Annotated in this window: 19 protein-coding genes, 8 tRNA genes, 1 rRNA gene and 2 other annotated features; all 28 genes read right to left on the bottom strand. The window is 46.9% G+C overall.

Features of this window, described 5'->3' with window-relative positions:
- Positions 1-436: 436 nt before the first annotated feature.
- The gene (gene rplL, locus AA84_RS0111560) at positions 437-799 is read right to left on the bottom strand and encodes a 50S ribosomal protein L7/L12 (RefSeq protein WP_028977330.1); all 363 of its coding nucleotides are present in this window, start codon (positions 797-799) and stop codon (positions 437-439) included.
- Between the two features lie 45 nt (positions 800-844).
- Positions 845-1,348 (bottom strand): 50S ribosomal protein L10, encoded by a 504-nt coding sequence (gene rplJ / locus AA84_RS0111555; protein WP_028977329.1) that lies wholly within the window; start codon positions 1,346-1,348, stop codon positions 845-847.
- A 55-nt stretch (positions 1,349-1,403) separates the two neighbouring features.
- Positions 1,404-1,551, bottom strand: a sequence feature (ribosomal protein L10 leader region).
- Between the two features lie 63 nt (positions 1,552-1,614).
- Positions 1,615-2,307: a 50S ribosomal protein L1 gene (gene rplA, locus AA84_RS0111550; protein ID WP_028977328.1), complete on the bottom strand. Its 693-nt coding sequence runs from the start codon at positions 2,305-2,307 to the stop codon at positions 1,615-1,617.
- Between the two features lie 104 nt (positions 2,308-2,411).
- Complete coding sequence (gene rplK, locus AA84_RS0111545) at positions 2,412-2,837, bottom strand: 50S ribosomal protein L11 (protein WP_028977327.1); 426 nt, start codon at positions 2,835-2,837, stop codon at positions 2,412-2,414.
- Between the two features lie 187 nt (positions 2,838-3,024).
- Positions 3,025-3,561, bottom strand: coding sequence for a transcription termination/antitermination protein NusG (nusG, locus tag AA84_RS0111540; RefSeq protein ID WP_028977326.1), 537 nt, complete (start codon positions 3,559-3,561; stop codon positions 3,025-3,027).
- Positions 3,562-3,613: 52 nt separating this feature from the next.
- Positions 3,614-3,811, bottom strand: coding sequence for a preprotein translocase subunit SecE (gene secE, locus AA84_RS0111535; protein ID WP_028977325.1), 198 nt, complete (start codon positions 3,809-3,811; stop codon positions 3,614-3,616).
- Between the two features lie 312 nt (positions 3,812-4,123).
- The gene (gene sigH, locus AA84_RS0111530) at positions 4,124-4,771 is read right to left on the bottom strand and encodes an RNA polymerase sporulation sigma factor SigH (RefSeq protein ID WP_028977324.1); all 648 of its coding nucleotides are present in this window, start codon (positions 4,769-4,771) and stop codon (positions 4,124-4,126) included.
- Between the two features lie 78 nt (positions 4,772-4,849).
- Complete coding sequence (locus AA84_RS0111525) at positions 4,850-5,356, bottom strand: NYN domain-containing protein (protein WP_028977323.1); 507 nt, start codon at positions 5,354-5,356, stop codon at positions 4,850-4,852.
- A 6-nt stretch (positions 5,357-5,362) separates the two neighbouring features.
- Entirely contained in the window at positions 5,363-6,100 is a 738-nt protein-coding gene (gene rlmB / locus AA84_RS0111520) for a 23S rRNA (guanosine(2251)-2'-O)-methyltransferase RlmB (RefSeq protein ID WP_028977322.1), read from the bottom strand.
- Positions 6,093-6,521: a Mini-ribonuclease 3 gene (locus AA84_RS0111515; RefSeq protein ID WP_028977321.1), complete on the bottom strand. Its 429-nt coding sequence runs from the start codon at positions 6,519-6,521 to the stop codon at positions 6,093-6,095. The genes rlmB and AA84_RS0111515 overlap by 8 nt, the downstream gene beginning before the upstream one ends.
- Entirely contained in the window at positions 6,518-7,912 is a 1,395-nt protein-coding gene (cysS, locus tag AA84_RS0111510; RefSeq protein WP_028977320.1) for a cysteine--tRNA ligase, read from the bottom strand. The genes AA84_RS0111515 and cysS overlap by 4 nt, the downstream gene beginning before the upstream one ends.
- Positions 7,913-7,917: 5 nt before the next feature.
- Positions 7,918-8,574, bottom strand: coding sequence for a serine O-acetyltransferase EpsC (gene epsC / locus AA84_RS0111505; protein WP_010024051.1), 657 nt, complete (start codon positions 8,572-8,574; stop codon positions 7,918-7,920).
- A gap of 176 nt (positions 8,575-8,750) precedes the next feature.
- Positions 8,751-8,965, bottom strand: a binding site (T-box leader).
- 65 nt (positions 8,966-9,030) lie between these two features.
- On the bottom strand, positions 9,031-10,512 hold the full coding sequence (gene gltX, locus AA84_RS0111495) for a glutamate--tRNA ligase (protein ID WP_028977317.1): 1,482 nt from the start codon (positions 10,510-10,512) through the stop codon (positions 9,031-9,033).
- Between the two features lie 98 nt (positions 10,513-10,610).
- Positions 10,611-11,114, bottom strand: a complete 504-nt coding sequence (gene ispF / locus AA84_RS0111490; protein ID WP_028977316.1) for a 2-C-methyl-D-erythritol 2,4-cyclodiphosphate synthase — start codon at positions 11,112-11,114, stop codon at positions 10,611-10,613.
- Between the two features lie 3 nt (positions 11,115-11,117).
- Positions 11,118-11,807: a 2-C-methyl-D-erythritol 4-phosphate cytidylyltransferase gene (gene ispD / locus AA84_RS0111485; protein WP_028977315.1), complete on the bottom strand. Its 690-nt coding sequence runs from the start codon at positions 11,805-11,807 to the stop codon at positions 11,118-11,120.
- A gap of 37 nt (positions 11,808-11,844) precedes the next feature.
- Positions 11,845-12,948 (bottom strand): PIN/TRAM domain-containing protein, encoded by a 1,104-nt coding sequence (locus tag AA84_RS0111480; RefSeq protein WP_028977314.1) that lies wholly within the window; start codon positions 12,946-12,948, stop codon positions 11,845-11,847.
- 120 nt (positions 12,949-13,068) lie between these two features.
- Positions 13,069-14,478 carry a DNA repair protein RadA gene (gene radA, locus AA84_RS0111475; protein WP_028977313.1) on the bottom strand — a complete coding sequence of 470 codons (1,410 nt, stop codon included), beginning with the start codon at positions 14,476-14,478 and terminating at the stop codon, positions 13,069-13,071.
- Between the two features lie 123 nt (positions 14,479-14,601).
- Positions 14,602-17,052, bottom strand: coding sequence for an ATP-dependent protease ATP-binding subunit ClpC (clpC, locus tag AA84_RS0111470; RefSeq protein WP_028977312.1), 2,451 nt, complete (start codon positions 17,050-17,052; stop codon positions 14,602-14,604).
- Between the two features lie 353 nt (positions 17,053-17,405).
- On the bottom strand, positions 17,406-17,864 hold the full coding sequence (locus AA84_RS0111465) for a CtsR family transcriptional regulator (RefSeq protein ID WP_028977311.1): 459 nt from the start codon (positions 17,862-17,864) through the stop codon (positions 17,406-17,408).
- A gap of 300 nt (positions 17,865-18,164) precedes the next feature.
- Positions 18,165-18,237, bottom strand: a tRNA-Ala gene (locus tag AA84_RS0111455).
- Positions 18,238-18,319: 82 nt separating this feature from the next.
- A tRNA-Pro gene (locus AA84_RS0111450) sits at positions 18,320-18,393 on the bottom strand.
- A gap of 9 nt (positions 18,394-18,402) precedes the next feature.
- Positions 18,403-18,476: transfer RNA gene (locus AA84_RS0111445), tRNA-Arg, on the bottom strand.
- A gap of 12 nt (positions 18,477-18,488) precedes the next feature.
- A tRNA-Leu gene (locus tag AA84_RS0111440) sits at positions 18,489-18,577 on the bottom strand.
- A gap of 10 nt (positions 18,578-18,587) precedes the next feature.
- Positions 18,588-18,662: transfer RNA gene (locus AA84_RS0111435), tRNA-Gly, on the bottom strand.
- A 15-nt stretch (positions 18,663-18,677) separates the two neighbouring features.
- Positions 18,678-18,752: transfer RNA gene (locus AA84_RS0111430), tRNA-Lys, on the bottom strand.
- Positions 18,753-18,760: 8 nt separating this feature from the next.
- A tRNA-Thr gene (locus tag AA84_RS0111425) sits at positions 18,761-18,833 on the bottom strand.
- Between the two features lie 7 nt (positions 18,834-18,840).
- Positions 18,841-18,913, bottom strand: a tRNA-Val gene (locus tag AA84_RS0111420).
- Between the two features lie 5 nt (positions 18,914-18,918).
- Positions 18,919-19,005 (bottom strand): 5S ribosomal RNA (gene rrf, locus AA84_RS18415); the annotation flags it as partial.

Here is a 19,005-nt window from a genome sequence, read left to right as displayed (position 1 = left end):
TCATCCCCTTGAAAATCAGCTGCGCTCCGCAATGACGAGTCATTGTCTTCACTCATTTAGTTTCGCAAATGCGATCTTTTCCATACACTGCCTTGTCTTGTTAACGTTAATTTTTCTTTTTCCGCGGTTGAATCTGCACAGGAATCGTTCTCGCGGATCGTCTCTACACTTATCACCAAACCTGTATAATTCTGTGAGAAAAACCAAGCAAAAAGCGCCCGGTCCTTAATCTCCAACCATGTGTGATGGACTCGTGTCTTTTCGGTGCTGAATCGTCGCTTCGGTTGCTCGCTTGCCGCGGGCGCACCGCGAGCCTCCTCAGACAGGCAAGACTCTGCGCATTTGCTGCACTGTCTTTTGCGGGACCAAAAATCATATCTTTTCTTTTTCTGTGAAAAAAGAAAAGGCCCGCGCAAGCGCGGGCCTTTTCAAGAACTTATTTCAGTTCTACTTTTGCGCCAACTTCTTCGAGTTTGCCTTTGAGTTCTTCGGCTTCTTCTTTAGCAGCGCCTTCTTTAACAGCCTTCGGAACACCATCAACTAATGCTTTTGCATCTTTCAGGCCGAGACCAGTAATTTCACGAACAACTTTGATAACCTTGATTTTTTGTGAACCAGCATCTGCCAGAACAACATCAAATTCAGATTTTTCTTCAGCTGCTGCACCTGCTGCACCTGCTGGAGCGGCAACCTGAGCTGCTGCGGTAACACCAAATTCATCTTCAATTGCTTTAACAAGATCGTTCAATTCGAGAACGGACATTTCTTTAATCGCGCCAATGATTTCTTCTTTAGTCATTGTATATGTTCCTCCTTATAATTCGGTTTGTAGTAGTCAATCAGCTTACGCTTCTTGTTCTTTTTGTTCGGCAACGGCTTTGACACCCAAAGCGAAGTTGCGGATTGGAGCCTGCAGAACATTTGCCAGCATCGAGAGAAGTCCTTCTCTGGACGGCAGTTCTGCCAGCGCCTTGATTTCGTCTAGCGACGTCAGTTTGCCTTCGATGACACCTGCTTTGATTTCGAGTGCTTCATGTTCTTTAGCAAAGTTGTACAATACTTTTGCCGGAGCAATGACGTCATCTTTGCTGAACGAAATAGCAGTCGGGCCGGTCAAAGCATCATCAAGATCGGTCAAGCCGGCAATTTCCGTTGCGCGGCGTGCAAATGTATTTTTGTACACTTTGTATTCAACGCCTGCTTCACGCAGTTGCTTGCGCAATTCAGTAACTTCAGCAACAGAAAGGCCACGGTAATTGACAGCAATCGTTGCAACGCTATCTTTAAGCTTTGCAGCAATTTCATCAACGACCAATTTCTTTTGATCCAAGATTTTTTGGTTGCTCATGTCTTGGGCACCTCCTCTTTCGTTATTTATCCGTATCAGTTATCATCCCAAAATCTAGGTCTATCAAAAAGCCCTCGAATCCGAAGAGTCGAGGGCTTAATCTATCAAACCGATTAGTTATCAAGAATTTGCTAAACCTCGGCTGGGTTTTCATTAAGCATAAACTATGCCCCTGCTGTCTACGGCTAATCATTCAATTCACAACATGAATCATTATACTGAGTTTGAAACAGTATGTCAACTCAGATCCTCATCCATTTGTGTTATTATTTTACGGAAGCAAGCGATACTTTGACGCCAGGTCCCATCGTTGAAGAAATGGCAATGTTCTTCATGTACGTACCTTTTGCTGCAGCTGGTTTCACTTTGAGCAGTGTTTCGATCAACACTTTAAAGTTTTCAACCAGTTTCTGATCGTCAAAAGAAACCTTACCGATCGGCACATGAACGTTTCCGTCTTTTTGTGCACGGTATTCTACTTTACCGGCTTTGATTTCTTTAACTGCTTTTTCAACATCAAAAGTTACCGTACCGGTCTTCGGGTTCGGCATCAGGCCTTTAGGTCCGAGAACACGTCCGAGACGGCCAACTTGAGCCATCATATCCGGCGTTGCGACCACAACATCAAAGTCGAACCAGCCTTCGTTAATTTTTTCAACGTATTCTGTTTCGCCAACGTAATCTGCTCCGGCAGCTTCTGCTTCCTTTGCTTTTTCACCTTTAGCAAAAACGAGTACGCGTTGCGTTTTACCTGTTCCGTTCGGCAGTACCACCGCACCGCGAACCTGCTGATCATTCTTCCGAGTGTCGACGCCTAAACGGACCGCAACATCAACGGATTCGTCGAAACCAGCAGAAGCAATCTTCTTTACCAAGCCGACTGCTTCATCAATCGCGTACGCTTTTGTGCGATCAACAGCTTTAGCTTGTTCTTGATACTTTTTACCTCTTTTAGCCATTTGAAATCCTCCTTCGTGGTATTAACGGTTTGCATATGACCTCCCACCAACCAAAAACCAAAACGCACAGGATAAAGCATACGTTTTATCCGTGCGGCACACGATCAGTCTTCGACAACGATGCCCATGCTGCGTGCGGTTCCTTCAACCATACGCATTGCAGCTTCAACATCTGCCGCGTTCAGATCAGGCATTTTCAGTTCGGCAATCGCGCGGACTTTGTCGCGTTTGATTGTCGCAACCTTTTTCGTATTCGGTTCGCCTGAACCGGATTCGATGCCGGTTTCCTTCTTCAGAAGAACGGCTGCCGGCGGTGTTTTCGTGATGAACGTAAACGAACGATCTTCGAAAACGGTGATTTCAACTGGGATGATCAGACCTGCTTGGTCCGATGTCCGAGCGTTGAATTCCTTACAAAAGCCCATAATGTTAACGCCCGCCTGGCCCAGTGCAGGACCAACTGGCGGAGCCGGATTTGCTTTACCTGCTGGAATTTGCAGTTTCACTAGCTTGACTACTTTCTTTGCCATGAGAGCACCTCCCTATAACGATTTGTGGTACGGGTCTGCCCCTCCCACTCATACACTGCCTCTATGGCTTCTTGCACTTCATGTGTTGCTTTGGTGAGATTGGATAAAATCATACAAACATCAAGATTATACAATCGGCAAGCATAAATTGCAAGGTTTGATCGGTTGTATTTTAAGGAGTACAGCCTTAGTCGAGTTTCGACACTTGGTCAAAATCCAATTCGAGCGGGGTTTCCCGGCCAAACATATTCACATGTACTTTCAGCTTACTTTTCTCTTCGTCAATGTTCTCAATGCTTCCGACAAAATCGGCAAACGGCCCTTCCTTGACTTTGACTTGTTCTTTAATTTCAAAGTCAACATTAGCCGGCTTCTCTTTGAGTCCCATCTGTTTCAGAATGGCATCGACTTCTTCGGGAAGCAGCGGAATCGGTTTTGATCCAGCGCCGGTTGAGCCGACAAACCCGGTGACGCCCGGTGTATTGCGTACAACATACCAGGAGTCGTCTGTCATCACCATTTCAGCCAGCACATAGCCTGGGAATACTTTTTTCATTGCGGTCTTTTTCTGACCGTTCTTCACTTCGGTTTCTTCTTCCATCGGTACAAGGATGCGGAAAATTTTATCCGTCATCCCCATTGTTTCTACCCTTTTTTCAAGGTTCGTTTTTACTTTGTTTTCATAACCCGAGTATGTGTGAACTACATACCAGTTCTTCTCCATATCGTTCTTCCTCCAAATGACCAGCCTCCCGCGGTTTACCCGCAAGAGTCAATCATTGATTTGTTATCACGCGCAGAAGCTCAGAAATTCCAAGATCAACAACAACGAAAAAGAGCGCCAGAAAAACAACGGTAATAATTACAGTAACCGTGTATTTCAACAATTCTTTTCCTGTCGGCCAAGTGACTTTTTTCGATTCAACGACAATGTCTCGGAAAAACTTTCCAGTTCCCTTAATCATGCCCGCCATAGGTGCTACCTCCGCTTATCAAAATTATTTCGGTGTCCGTCATTTTGTATATGTCTTGCAAGTCCAGTACCAGATGCGGATAACTAACATGTCATAAGCCCGGATATGCTTTTCTAAACTATTCTTAAGGGTGCGGGACCGGGACAGGCACGCTCACTCCGACTCTCGCCTGCCCGGAGAAGATGTCTACTTTTCTGCAAGTAAAAGAAAGAAAGGCGTGAAACCGCCTCTCTTGACGTTCTTCATATACTCTCCAAACTTATCACAAGTAACAATAGCATGTCAACAAGCGCATCGATTCGGAGACACTTCTCAAATACTGAATTCTTCCACATGCATGCAGTGTTCTAATTTCCGTTTCACACGCTGCAGCGCATTGTCGATCGACTTCACATGGCGTTTCAAGTCAACAGAAATTTCCTGATAGGTTCTGCCGTCCAAATACTGCCGGAGTACTTTGCGCTCCAAGTCACTGAGTACTTGAGACAGTTTCTCTTCGATATCGTCGCACTCTTCGCGGCTAATCAGCATCTGTTCGGGATTGTTCATCTTTGATTCGCACACCACATCCATCAGCGTTCGTTCCGATTCCTCATCATAAATCGGTTTATCGAGCGAAATGTATGAGTTTAATGGAATATGCTTTTGACGCGTCGCTGTCTTAACCGCCGTAATCATCTGGCGCGTGATGCATAGTTCTGCAAACGCCTTAAACGAAGCCAGCTTGTCCCCGCGATAGTCGCGAATCGCTTTAAAAAGACCGATCATGCCTTCCTGAATAATGTCTTCCCGATCTGCGCCAACGAGGAAATAGGCCTTCGCTTTTGCGCGCACAAAGTTTTTATATTTAAAAATGAGATACTCCAAGGCTTGGTTATTTCCCTCTTGAATCGCTTTCAATAGTTCCGTGTCTTTTTGTGAAACAAAAGCTACATTTGCCTTAACCGGATTATCAATCATCTTTAAACCCCCCGAGCACTAGATGCCTTTTGTTGTGTGAACATTATACATTATAATTTTCAAAATCGTCAATCATTTTCAAAAACCTCTGCGCATTTGTTCCAATTTTTTACGCGTCGCCTCATCAAGATAAATTTTCGTGATCGACGCTTTGCGTTCATTGCTTGTGCTTTTCTTTATTTGCCGCTCAATTTGGCGGATTTCCTCAATCAGTTCTCGTGACGGTTTTCGCAGGGCTCCTTGTGAAAAAACCGCCCACTGTTCGGCCATATCGGAGGTTGCGACATGAATACGTGTCTTCACATTTTGCAGTTTTTTAATCAGCCCCTCAATCTTTTGATCGGCCTTCTCGCTCTTTTTGGTGTAGATGACATCGATCTTGGACTTCTTGGTTTTTGTTTCCTTACCAGGAAGCAGATAGGCATCAAAAATCAGTATGACCTGCCATCCGGTGACCGATTGATACTCCGACAGCTTATCGATCAGCATATCGCGTGCACACTCAAAGTCATCCTTTTGAAGTTGTTTCAGCTCAGTCCAGGCACCGATAACGTTGTAGCCGTCGACAATCAGAATATCTTTCATGGCACGTCATCCTTGCTTTTCGCGGCGTCGAAGCACCTCGTACATGAGCAAGCTGGCAGCAACAGACGCATTCAGCGAAGTCACCTTGCCCTTCATCGGAAGGCGGATCAGAAAATCGCATTTCTTGCGTATAAGCTGCGACATTCCTGCTCCTTCATTTCCGATCACAAGACACAGCGGCATCGTGAAATCTGCCGAACGGTAATCTTCGCTTCCATCGGCTGCCGTTCCAGCAAACCAGACGCCTTGCTTCTTCAATGCATCGATCGTGCTGGCTAGGTTCGCCACGCGCGCAACCGGTACATATTCGATCGCTCCGGTTGATGCTTTAGCCACCACAGACGTTAACCCAACGGAACGTCGTTTTGGAATAATAATTCCATGACATCCAGCGGCATCGGCCGTTCGCAAAATCGATCCGAGGTTATGCGGATCTTCAACATTATCCAACATCATGAAAAAAGGCTGTTCCCCGCGACGTTTCGCCAGCGCAAACAAGTCATCAATCTCTGCATATCGGTAGGCGGCAATTGAAGCGACAACCCCCTGATGCTGCGTCGATTTCGATAGCTGATCCAGTTTCTTTTTCGGGACAAACTGAAAGGCAATGCCGCGTGATTTGATTAAATCCAGCAAATCACCAAGTCCCCGTCCTTCTTTATTCAGCCATACTTTATTTATCTCTCTACCCGATCGAACTGCTTCTGAAACCGGGTGACGTCCAATAATCCATTCGTCACTCATTTTGACCGCTCCCTTCGACCGGATGATATTCAAACATTTTTCCCATAATCGCGTCAATCCGCTCTTGTTTGCCCTCCAGGAACAACGTGCCGATCAGCGCTTCGAATCCGGTACTGAAATTATACGTTTGGACATCCGTATTTCTTGGCACTGAATGTGATTTCGCATTGCGCCCGCGTCGCACCGTATTGCATTCGTCATCCATAAGAAAACCTTCATCCATCAGTTCATGCAAGAACCGGCACTGCGCTTTTGCCGATACATAATCGACGGCCTGAGCGTGGAGCGCATGAGGTTTTGTTTTTCCTGACTCATCGATCAGCATTTTGCGAACGTATACTTCAATCACCGCATCGCCCATATAAGCAAGGGCAAGACTATTGAGCTGTTTCGGATCTGTTTTGCTCTGGCCGACTTTCATACGTTACCTCGTTTCCAGCGCACACCCTGAGGCGTATCCTCAAGAATAATTCCCGCCTCTTTCAGCTGATCACGAATGGCATCGGCGACGTCAAACGCTCTATTTTTGCGTGCTTCCTCGCGATTCTGGATCAACGCTTCAACATCACGATCAACAATACGGTCTGTATCATCTGCAAGGGTCAGCCCAAGCACAGCCGGGAGCTCTGTCAATACCTGAAGATAAGCCTGCAGTTCCTCAATGGTACTCGACTCATTCTGAAGCGCAATATTCGCGTCGCGTGCTGCATCAAAAAGGACCGCAATTGCATTGGCTGTGTTGAAGTCATCGTTCATCGCTTCGATAAATGGTTTCCGATACTTTTCGACAATCGTCTCATTCGCTGCTGATTCGCTCTCGTTTAATCGGTGACTCAGATTGTAATGGGCGGTCTTAAGGCGCCCGAAGGCCTGCACCGCGTCATTTAACAATGCATCGCTGAAGTTAATCGGGTGTCGGTACTGGACGGTAAGAATGAAAAAGCGAACAACCTGCGGGTCAAATTTTTTGATCAGATCATGAACTAGAATCACATTACCAATCGATTTCGACATTTTCTCATGATTAATCTGAATATGCCCGTTATGCAGCCAGTAATGAGCCATCGTTTGATGATGCAGTGACTCGGACTGTGCAATTTCATTTTCGTGATGCGGGAACGTCAAATCCGTCCCGCCGGCGTGAATATCGATGGTGTCGCCTAAATACTTTTCAACCATCGCTGAGCATTCGATATGCCAACCCGGCCGTCCATCGCCCCATGGGCTGTTCCATTTGATTTCTCCTGGCTTCGCTGCCTTCCATAAAGCAAAATCAAGCGGATCTTCCTTGTCTTCACCAATCTGAATCCGCGCGCCCGCCTTCAGGTCATCAATCGATTGATGTGATAGTTTGCCGTATTCCTTGAACTTACGCGTCCGAAAGTAGACATCCCCGTTCGATTCATAGGCGAATCCGGATTCGACCAGTTTATTAATAAAAGCAATGATTTCCGGCATCGTTTCCGTTGCTCTCGGATGAACCGTTGCCGGTTGCACATTCAGCGCGCCGGTGTCCTCTTTGTAAGCCTTGATAAACTGTTCGGCAATCTCTGGAACCGATTGATGGCGTGCTTTGGAAGCATTGATCAGCCGATCGTCGACATCGGTAAAGTTGGATACATAGTTCACTTTATACCCTCGGTACTCAAAATACCTGCGAACCGTGTCGAAAACAACCGCAGGGCGTGCGTTGCCAATATGAATATAGTTGTATACCGTCGGTCCGCACACGTACATTCGCACTTTGCCTTCTTCAATCGGATGAAAGGGTTCCTTTTTCCTTGTCAGCGTGTTGTACACGTTTAATCCCATTTCATTCACTCCTTTTCTTTTTGCAGTGCACTTAATTTCTGAACTTCGTTTTGCAAAGCTTCTATTTGCCGCTCAAGCCGCTGCATTTTATCCGCAACCGGATCCGGGAGATCTGTGTGGTTTAAATCATGGTGATGAACCTTGACGCCGTTTTGCCGGACGACACGTCCTGGGATGCCAACAACCGTTGAATCCTGCGGTACATTATGCAGAACAACCGATCCGGCCCCAATCTTCGAATGATCGCCGATTGTGATTGAGCCGAGCACCTTCGCGCCTGCCGATATTAAAACATCGTTTCCAATCGTAGGGTGGCGCTTACCTTTTTCTTTACCCGTTCCCCCGAGTGTGACCCCTTGAAAAAGCGTCACATCGTCGCCGATCTCGCACGTTTCACCAATCACGATGCCCATGCCGTGATCCATAAAAAAGCGTCTGCCGATCACCGCACCGGGATGAATTTCAATGCCTGTAAAAAAACGTGAAACTTGCGACAAAGCGCGGGCGAGAAAAAAACGTTTCTTCTTCCATAGCCAATGCGCGATGCGGTGCGTCCAGATCGCGTGCAGACCTGAGTAGGTTAAAATGACTTCCCATTTGCTTCTGGCCGCCGGATCTTGGTCAAAAACATTGTGCAGATCTTCTGCAATAATGCTGCGCACAGATGTCCGCCTCCTTGCTGCTTTCCATACTTTCAGAACCGTTCATGTATTAGAAAACTTGGCTTTGCCAAGCCTCTGGCGAAGGCAAAGGCTTAGTTGCACTTACTCGTTTCCTTAAATCTTTTATTTTCTATACTTTCTTACCAGTGTTAAAAAAGCGTCTTTGTGCCGGTCGACACAAAGACGCCTCTTTGGCGCGGTTCCACTTTGTTTGAGATAATCTCCACTCTATGCCGATAACGGCGGCTGCCGTCTTCGCCTACTGCTTTCTGTTTCAGCGATCCACTCAGAGGGGCAATTCGATCATCTGCTTCCCGAGCGGCTTCCAGCCTATGGCCGCGTTCTCTGTCCGGGTGCACAGATCTCTACTTAACCTCGTCATCGTTCGTTTACTAACACATTATGCGTGTTGCGGAAAAACGTCTCCTTCAGGGATCGGCTTTCTGCCTGAACAGCTCAAACGGTCTGTTCTGATGAAAGATAGGTTTCCAGACGTTTGAGTACAAGTTCTTTTCCGAGCAGCTCAAGCGCTTCAGGAAGTTCCGGACCATGCTGCGACCCGGTTGCAATCACGCGAATTGGCATATACAGTTTCCAGCCGCGCTGCTTCGTTTCCTTTTGTGTCACTTTGATCTTCGGTGCAATCGCTTCGGCTGTCCATTCCGGCAGGTTACGCAGCTCGCGGTCAAAGACCGTCAGGACATCTTTCACTTGCTCGCCTTCAAGAATCTTCTGCTCGTCCTTGGTCAGATCCGTTTTAACAAGATCATGATTAAAGAACATGTCGCACAAGTTGACAATGTTTGCACCATAGTGCAGCTGTTCTTGATATAGAAGGACAACTTTTGTCGCCCATTCGCGCTGCTCATCCGTCATATTGGCAGGAACTAAGCCTGCATCAATAAGGTACGGCAGTGTCATTGCAACATAGTCTTCTTTGGACATCTTCTTAATATACTGCCCATTCATCCATTCAAGTTTTGACTTGTCGAACATTGCCGGCGATTTGCTTAACCGGTCGGCATCAAACAGTTTGATAAATTCATCACGCGAGAATAGTTCTTCTTCGCCCTTTGGCGACCAGCCGAGCAAAGTGATGAAGTTGAACAATGCCTCCGGAAGGAAGCCAAGATTCTTATACTGTTCGATAAACTGAACGATGCTGTTATCGCGTTTGCTCAATTTCTTATGATTTTCGTTGACGATCAAGGTCATATGACCGAAAACCGGTGGTTCCCAGCCAAAGGCCTGGAACAAGAGTATCTGTTTCGGTGTATTAGAGATGTGTTCTTCACCGCGAAGAACATGCGTCATCTTCATCAAGTGATCGTCAATAACGACCGCAAAGTTATAGGTCGGCACACCATTTTGCTTGACGATCACAAAATCGGTAACGTCATTTGAGTCAAAAGCTAGATGACCTTTGACAATGTCGTCAAACTCAATTTTCTGATCGTCAGGAATACGAAAACGGATCGTCGGCTTCCTGCCTTCAGCTTCGTACTGTGCGATTTGTTCCGGAGTCAGATGACGGCATTTTCCTGAATAGCCCGGTGTATGCCCGCTTGCCATCTGTTCTTCGCGTTCCGCCTTCAATTCCTCAGGCGTGCAGTAGCACTTGTAAGCAAGTCCTTTTTCGAGAAGCTGTTCGTAATACTTTTTATAGATATCGAGACGTTCCATTTGGCGGTAAGGTCCGTATGCTCCGCCGACATCGACACTTTCATCCCATTCAAGGCCAAGCCACTTCAAATAGTTAAGCTGACTTTCTTCCCCGCCCTCAACGTTACGTTTTTGGTCGGTGTCTTCAATACGAATAATAAATTTGCCGCCGGCATGGCGTGCAAAAAGATAATTAAAAATTGCGGTACGCGCATTTCCGATATGCAGAAAGCCTGTCGGACTCGGCGCATAGCGTACCCTGACTTCTTCTGTCAACGCATTCACCACTTTCTGTTATTCATTTTTATTTTAGCACGTTCTACGCAATGGTTGTCCATCAAATGCATGAAAAAGCAAAAGAAACTGTGCAAATTCTATCGCGTAATAATGGATTCTTCTTCAGGTGTCATTTTTTCAACAAGACAAATGGCTTCTGCCGCGATTCCTTCGCCTCTGCCGGTGAAGCCCAGCTTCTCTGTTGTCGTCGCTTTGACGTTAATCTGATCCTCCGAAAGGTTCAAAACGCGTGCAATCACTTGGCACATCTCGCCAATATAAGGGGCCAGCTTCGGTTTCTGGACAATGACCACGCTGTCAACGTTGCTGATCACAAAACCCTTGGCGCGCACGATACCGGCGACTTCAGCGAGCAGCTGCTTGGAGTCTGCATCTTTATAAGCTTCATCAGTATCCGGAAAATGCTTGCCTATATCGCCTTCTGCAACGGAACCGAGCAGCGCATCGCTGATCGCATGAAGCAGAACATCGGCATCCGAATGACCGACGAGTCCCCGTTCGTAGGGGATCGTGACACCGCCGATAATCAAATCGCGATTCTCTGCGAATTGGTGAACATCAAAACCATGACCAATTCTCATCGGTTATTTCTCCTCTCTCTCCATGAACAGCTGCGCGATCAGCAGGTCTTCCGGGGTTGTCAGCTTGATATTGCGATAACTTCCTTCAACCACAGCAACCGGCATCCCGAGCCGTTCAACTAATGACGCGTCATCCGTGCCCATAAAATGTACGGCAGCACTCTGTTGATGTGCTTCTCGGATCACGGATAATCGAAAAGCCTGCGGGGTTTGTGCCGCCCACAAGCTTTTTCTTTCTAATGTTTTCTCAACTTTTAATTGAGCCGCCTGCTTTATCGTATCCTTGACAGGAACTGCAAGCAACGCAGCACCATATTCCTGGGCTGATTCAACCGCTTTGGCAATGCACGCATGCGTGATGAACGGACGTGCACCGTCATGAATCAGAACAATCATCTTCGGGTCTTGAGGCAGTCGCTCAAGCCCTGAATAAACACTTTCCTGACGTTCTTTTCCACCTTCTGCAAAAGCTCTTACTTTTGCCAAATGATAGTGCTGGACTAATGTGCGGAATTGATCCGCTTCATCAGCGCGTGTAACGAGAACAATACCGGAACACATAGGATCCGTCTCAAAAACACGCAGCGTCCGCACAATTACCGGTGTCCCTGCTAAATCGAGCAGCACTTTATTTGTGCCGGCACCCATTCGCCTTCCTTGACCTGCGGCGAGAACAACCACTTGATAGTCCAATCTGATACGGCCTCCGAATTGAAGGCAATCCACTACCTCAGAGTGCCTTCTCAAGCAATTTAGGCTTGGCAAAGATCATTCGGCCAGCAGATGTTTGCAAAACACTGGTAATGATGACGTCAATCGTCTTGCCTATATACCTATGTCCTTCTTCTACCACAATCATTGTCCCATCGTCAAGGTAGCCAACCCCTTGATTCTGCTCTTTTCCATCCTTGATTACTTGCACGCGCAGTTCCTCACCTGGAAGAACAACCGGTTTCACTGCATTTGCCAGATCATTGATGTTAAGTACCGGCACTTTCTGAAATTCACAAACTTTGTTCAGATTAAAATCATTTGTCACCACAATCCCGTCGATTTCTTTAGCCAAACGAACAAGCTTGCTGTCCACTTCGGTAATGTCGTCATAATCGCCTTCATAAAGATCAACGTGAATTGAATGATCTTTTTGAATTTTATTCAGAATGTCCAGGCCGCGTCGGCCGCGGTTTCGTTTCAACACATCCGATGAATCAGCAATGTGCTGCAACTCCTCCAGAACAAAATGCGGGATAACCATTGTCCCTTCAAGGAAACGCGTTTGGCAGATATCGGCAATCCGCCCATCAATAATGACACTGGTATCAAAAATTTTGTAAGGAATGTAGTCGGTAGCTTGCGTATTTTCTGCACGCAAATCTTTCTTCTTATCTTTTGTTTTGGACGGCAGCCGGAAAAGGCTGATCAGCTCGTCACGCTTTTTAAAGCCAACTTGAAAGAAAAAGTAACCGAGAAAAATATAGATAAAGATTCCCAGTATCGTACCGATCCCTCCAGGCAGACTCGACAGCGGCAACTGAATTAAGAATGCAATCACTAAGCCTAATCCAAGTCCCAATGTACCGAATAAAACATCGGTCACCGGTGCCTTGATGATCCGATCTTCAAAGGCTTTAATCAGATGTACCAATGAGTCCACAAACAAAAAGGATAAAAATGCCATGATCACCCCGCCAACCACCATACCGGCAAAAGGCGAGCTGATCCATCTCGGCGTGCCGCTTCCTAAATTTAATAGAAAAATGATTTTCGGTAGATAGACAAAGCCAAGTGTACCGCCAATTAATACAAAGAATAGTTGAATTACCCGTTTTATCATTTCCATTCACCTCCCCAACACATTATAGACAAATTACAAAAATCAAAACTTGCTGTTTTTCAAGATGTTCACTTTTTTTCATGCCGCACCTCTTGCTTCTTCTTTTCATCGCACAGATGTTTAAAAATCAGATGGAAAAAAATCAGGCTCTGGAGCGGCTTCGCGTTCGGTCCCCAAGGCTAATTTAATCGCCTGAGCAAGAGAGTCGACACCGATCACGGAAACGCCATCCGGTATGGACCAACCGCCAAGATTCTTAGACGGGACAAAAATACGCGAGAAACCAAGCTTAGACGCTTCGTTGATCCGTTGGTCAATACGCGAGACGCGCCGTACCTCGCCGGTCAAACCGACTTCGCCGACAAATGCATCGGTTACTTTCGTCGGACGGTTGTTAAAACTGGAAGCAATACTTATAGCAACAGCAAGATCCACTGCCGGTTCGTCAAGTTTCACGCCGCCGGCCACATTGATGTATGCGTCTTGATTTTGCAGCAGCAAACCCACCCGTTTCTCCAGCACGGCCATTAGCAGGGCAATGCGGTGATTGTCGAGACCTGCCGCCATACGGCGTGGATTGCCGAAGCTTGTCGGTGTGACTAGTGCTTGGACTTCAACCAAAAGAGGACGTGTTCCCTCCATTGAGGCTGTGACTGCCGAGCCCGCCGCCCCTTTTGCTCGTTCTTGCAGAAAGATTTCCGAAGGATTGGCGACCTCAACAAGCCCACCTTCCTTCATTTCGAATACTCCCATTTCATTCGTTGAACCAAAGCGGTTTTTAACCGCCCTAAGAATACGAAAGGTGTGATGGCGTTCTCCTTCAAAATATAATACAGTGTCCACCATGTGCTCAAGTGTCCTTGGTCCTGCCAAAGCGCCATTCTTGGTCACATGCCCGACAATGAAAACAGCGATGCCTTGCTGCTTGGCGAGTCTAAGCAGATATGCGGTGCACTCCTTGACTTGGGAAATACTTCCTGGTGCGGACGAAAGTTGCGAATTATAGATCGTCTGAATCGAATCAATGATCATAATTTCCGGATTTACCTGTTCGATTTGACGCTCAATCTGACCGATATCGGTTTCAGCAAGTACATAAAGTGCTTCAGAAGAGACTCCGAGTCGTGTTGCCCGCATTTTTGTCTGTCGAACGGATTCCTCACCGGAAATATAAAGGACGCGGTGCCCGCCACGTGCCAGTTGGTCGGAGGTTTGCAGCAGCAGGGTCGACTTCCCGATCCCAGGATCACCGCCGACGAGCGTCAGCGAAGCAGGAACAACGCCTCCGCCGAGGACACGATTCAGTTCAGTCATCCCCGTCTTAATGCGAGGTTCTTCTTCCAGAACGACCTCAGTCAATCGGAAAGGCATGCTTACCGTTCCGCTGCCTTGCCTCAACCCAGGCGCAGCCGGTCTGATGATTTCCTCAACCAATGTGTTCCATTGCTGACAGCCGGGACATCGGCCCATCCATTTTGGACTCTCGTAGCCACACTCTTGGCAAATAAAAACGGTTTTGTTTTTTGCCATCGGATCACTTACCTTTCTCTGTTCTGAAACTGAAAAAACTTCTCAAAATAAGCAAAGAAGCCAAGGCTTTATCAAAACTTTGGCTTCTTTAACATCATAACGAAACGTTGTTTTGGCGGACACTCAGGATTTCAGTACGGCTTCTTCCTTTTTCTGATTCACCGAGTATTCTCCATCTTGATAATCGATGACAACGTTCGTCCCTTTCTTAATATTGCCCTTCAACAACTCTTCAGACAATTTGTCTTCGACCTTGCGCTGCAATGCCCGGCGCAGCGGGCGCGCCCCGTATTCAGGATCGTAGCCCTCTTCAACAATCTGTCGTTTTGCCGCATCCGTCAGATCAATTTGTATGCCTTGATTTGACAGTCGATTTCTCAACTGATCGGCAAGTAAAGTGACAATCTCCATCAGTTCTTCCTTCTTCAGTTCATGGAAGACAATAATTTCATCAATTCGGTTCAAGAATTCCGGACGGAACGCACGTTTCAGTTCGCCCATAACCCGTTCTTTCATTTCTTTGTACTCATGACCTTCTTCATCCACTGAGAAGCCCACATACTTATTCTTTTTTAATTGGCTTGCGCCAACATTTGAGGTCATAATAATTGCCGTGTTGCGAAAATCGACTGTCCGGCCCTTTGAATCCGTTAAACGTCCGTCATCAAGCACTTGAAGCAAAATATTGAATACATCCGGATGTGCTTTTTCGATTTCGTCAAACAAGATCACCGAATAAGGCTTTTGACGTACCTTTTCTGTAAGTTGTCCGCCTTCATCATGACCAACATAACCTGGCGGCGATCCAACGAGCCGTGATGTTGTATGCTTCTCCATGTACTCGGACATATCGATACGTATGATCGACTCCTCGTCACCAAACAGCGTTTCAGCAACCGCACGCGCAAGCTCCGTCTTGCCGACACCGGTTGGTCCGAGGAAAATAAAGGAGCCGATCGGCCGTTTCGGATCTTTCAATCCAGCCCTCGCCCGGCGAATCGCATGAGAAATCGCATTGATCGCTTCATTTTGTCCGATGACGCGCTCATGTAGAATGGATTCCATGTTCAGCAGCCGTTCGCTCTCTTTTTGCTCCATTTTGACAACCGGAACACCGGTCCAGTTCGACACAACAAGTGCTACGTCGTCAGGAAGGACTTGCGTATTTTCTTTGCCCTGCTTTTCTTTCCATTCTTTTTTGCAGCGATCAACCTGTTCTTTCAGCTTCTGTTCCTGATCGCGAAGTGAGGCTGCTTTTTCAAATTCCTGGCTTTGCACCGCGGAGTCTTTTTCTTTTTTAACCGACTCAAGATGCTGTTCCAGTTCCTTTAGGTTCGGCGGAGCCGTGTAGGAACGCAACCGAACTTTTGATGCTGCCTCATCAATCAAATCAATCGCTTTATCCGGCAAGAAACGATCCGAGATGTAGCGGTCGGACAAGCGAACCGCCTCTTTGATCGCTTCATCTGTAATCTTTACGCGGTGATGTGCTTCATAGCGATCGCGCAGCCCTTTCAAAATCTGAATGGATTGGTCCTTTGTCGGTTCCTTGACCTTGATCGGCTGGAAACGTCTTTCCAAAGCCGCGTCTTTTTCGATGTACTTTCGGTATTCATCAAGTGTCGTGGCACCGATGCACTGCAGCTCGCCGCGAGAGAGTGACGGTTTCAAAATGTTCGAAGCATCGATCGCTCCTTCCGCACCGCCTGCGCCGATCAGCGTATGCAGTTCATCAATAAACAGAATGACATTGCCGGCTTGACGAATTTCGTCCATTACCTTTTTTAAGCGGTCTTCAAACTCGCCGCGATATTTTGTTCCGGCGACAACTGTTCCCATATCTAAAGTCATGACCCTTTTTTCCCTTAGGATTTCCGGGACTTCATTGTTTACAATTTCTTGTGCCAGCCCTTCAGCTACTGCTGTTTTACCAACACCAGGTTCACCAATCAGAACAGGGTTGTTCTTCGTACGGCGGCTGAGGACTTCAATCACACGCTCAATTTCTTTGCTTCGTCCGATAACCGGATCAAGAGAGCCGTCACTGGCCATTGCGGTCAAGTCACGTGCCAAACTGTCCAGCGTCGGCGTGCTCGCATGCGAGGCATTTCGTCCCTGGGCACTGCCTGAGTTCGCTTCATGGCTGCCGAGAAGCTGCAGAACTTGTTGGCGTGCTTTATTTAAACTGACCCCAAGATTATTCAAGACTCGGGCAGCAACTCCCTCGCCCTCGCGGATCAGCCCGAGCAGAATATGCTCCGTTCCCACGTATGAATGCCCGATTTTTCTTGCCTCATCCATCGAAAGTTCAATAACGCGCTTTGCACGCGGTGTGTAGTGCGGGGTCTGTACCTCATCCGTGCCTCTGCCGATTAATGCTTCGACTTCCTTCTGGATTTTTTCAGGATCCAGATTCAAAGCAAGCAGCGCTTTGGCAGCGATACCGTCGCCCTCACGTACGAGGCCGAGCAGAATATGTTCTGTTCCAATATTATTATGCCCAAGACGCATCGCCTCTTCCTGTGAAAGCGCGAGTACTTTTTGAGCGCGTTCTGTAAATCGTCCAAACATCATAACGGTGGCCTCCTTTAGTTGCTGTTTCTTGTCACTGGCCTTAGTCAATCAATACGGTTTCAAAAAACCTTTACCTGTACACTATTCATTAAAAGGTCATTTTGATCTTTCTCCACCTGTTTTTTCGGAATGAAACAGCTAATGAACACTCACAAGACGCCGGTATCTAATACTATTCGGCAGCAGGACTACCAAATCCTCTTTGCACTGAAAAAAGATGCCAACGCTGAGCAATGGACAGCTCACTGTGCGGGTCTGCTGCTCATTCCTAATTTAGTATATTATTATAGCCAAACAAAAAGGTATTTACCAAGATGAGGCCTCCAAGTATTCTGCAACGCTGAGACAGAAGCTCATCTGCTGTATGTGAGTGAGCGAAGCATTGCCTTCATAAGATTCGCTCGCAGCTCATCCCTTAGAGGGATATCTATGTTAATCGCTGTATGATTCATAACCGTCATCATCAATCGTGCTTCGCGGTCGCTGAGCACATCTTCCTCAAGCAGATGCATGACAATCGATTCCGCCATACTTTGTGTTAACCGATAGCCGATGAGGCCAATCATTTCATCAATCAGTTCTGCGTCGGTAACCGGGCGCACCTTGACGACTTGAATATAGCCACCGCCGCCGCGCTTGCTTTCGACAACATAACCGCGCTCAATGGAAAAACGCGTCTTCAAAACATAGTTGATCTGTGAAGGGACACATTGAAACTTTTCCGCCAATTCACTTCGCTTCAACTTGATGATATCATTCGAATCGAGAATTTCTTTAATATACTTCTCAATAATATCAGAGATATTTCTCACCGTAGCACCCTCCCTGACTTTGACTAACTTTGACTATAACTTTATTATGTATGATTTTCAGGAAATAATCAACTGAACAAGCGATTTATTACGTCTAAACACCACAGTTTTGAAAAATACTCAACCACTCATCAGATGCTTATTTTCTCATCGTAAAAACCCATTTACAGGTACAAGCAGATCGATAAAGCAAAATCATAAACTTTCTTTTTATCTGTAAAAAAGCAGCGTTCCTCAGTAAAAAACAGGAACGCTGCTTCAGCTGTTTCAATCAGCCGATTGGCTAACAATTAATTTAAGTGGAGCCTAGGGGGATCGAACCCCTGACCTCCTGCGTGCAAAGCAGGCGCTCTCCCAGCTGAGCTAAGGCCCCATTTATGAAATACACAATAAATTGAGTCGTTACCGACCTACAAAAATAATGAGAATAACCTGTCCATTATTTTTGCAAAAAATCGGGAAGACAGGATTTGAACCTGCGACCCCCACGTCCCGAACGTGGTGCTCTACCAAGCTGAGCCACTTCCCGATAAATCAATGCGCCCTAGAGAAGTCGAATCCCTAACCTTCTGATCCGTAGTCAGACGCTCTATCCAATTGAGCTAAGGGCGCAAATAACTGAAATGGTGCCGAGAGCCGGACTCGAACCGGCACGGTAGTCACCTACCGCAGGATTTTAAGTCCTGTGCGTCTGCCAATTTCGCCATCCCGGCATAGATAAAATGGAGCGGAAGACGGGATTCAAACCCGCGACCCCCACCATGGCAAGGTGATGTTCTATCACTGAACTACTTCCGCATAATAATAAACAGATGGTGAGCCACGAAGGATTTGAACCTTCGACCCTCTGATTAAAAGTCAGATGCTCTACCCCTGAGCTAGTGGCTCATTCACAGTGCCGGTCAGAGGACTTGAACCCCCAACCTACTGATTACGATTCAGTTGCTCTACCAATTGAGCTAGACCGGCATAAAAATGGAGGATATAGGGCTCGAACCTATGACCCTCTGCTTGTAAGGCAGATGCTCTCCCAGCTGAGCTAATCCTCCGCAATGCCTGGCAGTGACCTACTCTCACAGGGGGACAGCCCCCAATTACCATCGGCACAGAAGAGCTTAACGACCGTGTTCGGGATGGGAAC

Source organism: Sporolactobacillus terrae DSM 11697 (assembly GCF_000648615.1).
GTDB classification, from domain to species: Bacteria; Bacillota; Bacilli; order Bacillales; family Sporolactobacillaceae; genus Sporolactobacillus; species Sporolactobacillus terrae.
Note: the sequence above shows the minus strand (reverse complement) of the source record. Positions and strands in the feature narration are given on the sequence as shown.

Coding starts and splice junctions, on each gene's coding strand:
- rplL (WP_028977330.1), bottom strand. CDS start 799: ATGACTAAAGAAGAAATCATTGGCGCGATTAAAGAAATGTCCGTTCTC.
- rplJ (WP_028977329.1), bottom strand. CDS start 1,348: ATGAGCAACCAAAAAATCTTGGATCAAAAGAAATTGGTCGTTGATGAA.
- rplA (WP_028977328.1), bottom strand. CDS start 2,307: ATGGCTAAAAGAGGTAAAAAGTATCAAGAACAAGCTAAAGCTGTTGAT.
- rplK (WP_028977327.1), bottom strand. CDS start 2,837: ATGGCAAAGAAAGTAGTCAAGCTAGTGAAACTGCAAATTCCAGCAGGT.
- nusG (WP_028977326.1), bottom strand. CDS start 3,561: ATGGAGAAGAACTGGTATGTAGTTCACACATACTCGGGTTATGAAAAC.
- secE (WP_028977325.1), bottom strand. CDS start 3,811: ATGGCGGGCATGATTAAGGGAACTGGAAAGTTTTTCCGAGACATTGTC.
- sigH (WP_028977324.1), bottom strand. CDS start 4,771: ATGATTGATAATCCGGTTAAGGCAAATGTAGCTTTTGTTTCACAAAAA.
- AA84_RS0111525 (WP_028977323.1), bottom strand. CDS start 5,356: ATGAAAGATATTCTGATTGTCGACGGCTACAACGTTATCGGTGCCTGG.
- rlmB (WP_028977322.1), bottom strand. CDS start 6,100: ATGAGTGACGAATGGATTATTGGACGTCACCCGGTTTCAGAAGCAGTT.
- AA84_RS0111515 (WP_028977321.1), bottom strand. CDS start 6,521: ATGAAAGTCGGCCAGAGCAAAACAGATCCGAAACAGCTCAATAGTCTT.
- cysS (WP_028977320.1), bottom strand. CDS start 7,912: ATGGGATTAAACGTGTACAACACGCTGACAAGGAAAAAGGAACCCTTT.
- ispF (WP_028977316.1), bottom strand. CDS start 11,114: ATGAGAATTGGTCATGGTTTTGATGTTCACCAATTCGCAGAGAATCGC.
- AA84_RS0111480 (WP_028977314.1), bottom strand. CDS start 12,948: ATGATAAAACGGGTAATTCAACTATTCTTTGTATTAATTGGCGGTACA.
- radA (WP_028977313.1), bottom strand. CDS start 14,478: ATGGCAAAAAACAAAACCGTTTTTATTTGCCAAGAGTGTGGCTACGAG.
- clpC (WP_028977312.1), bottom strand. CDS start 17,052: ATGATGTTTGGACGATTTACAGAACGCGCTCAAAAAGTACTCGCGCTT.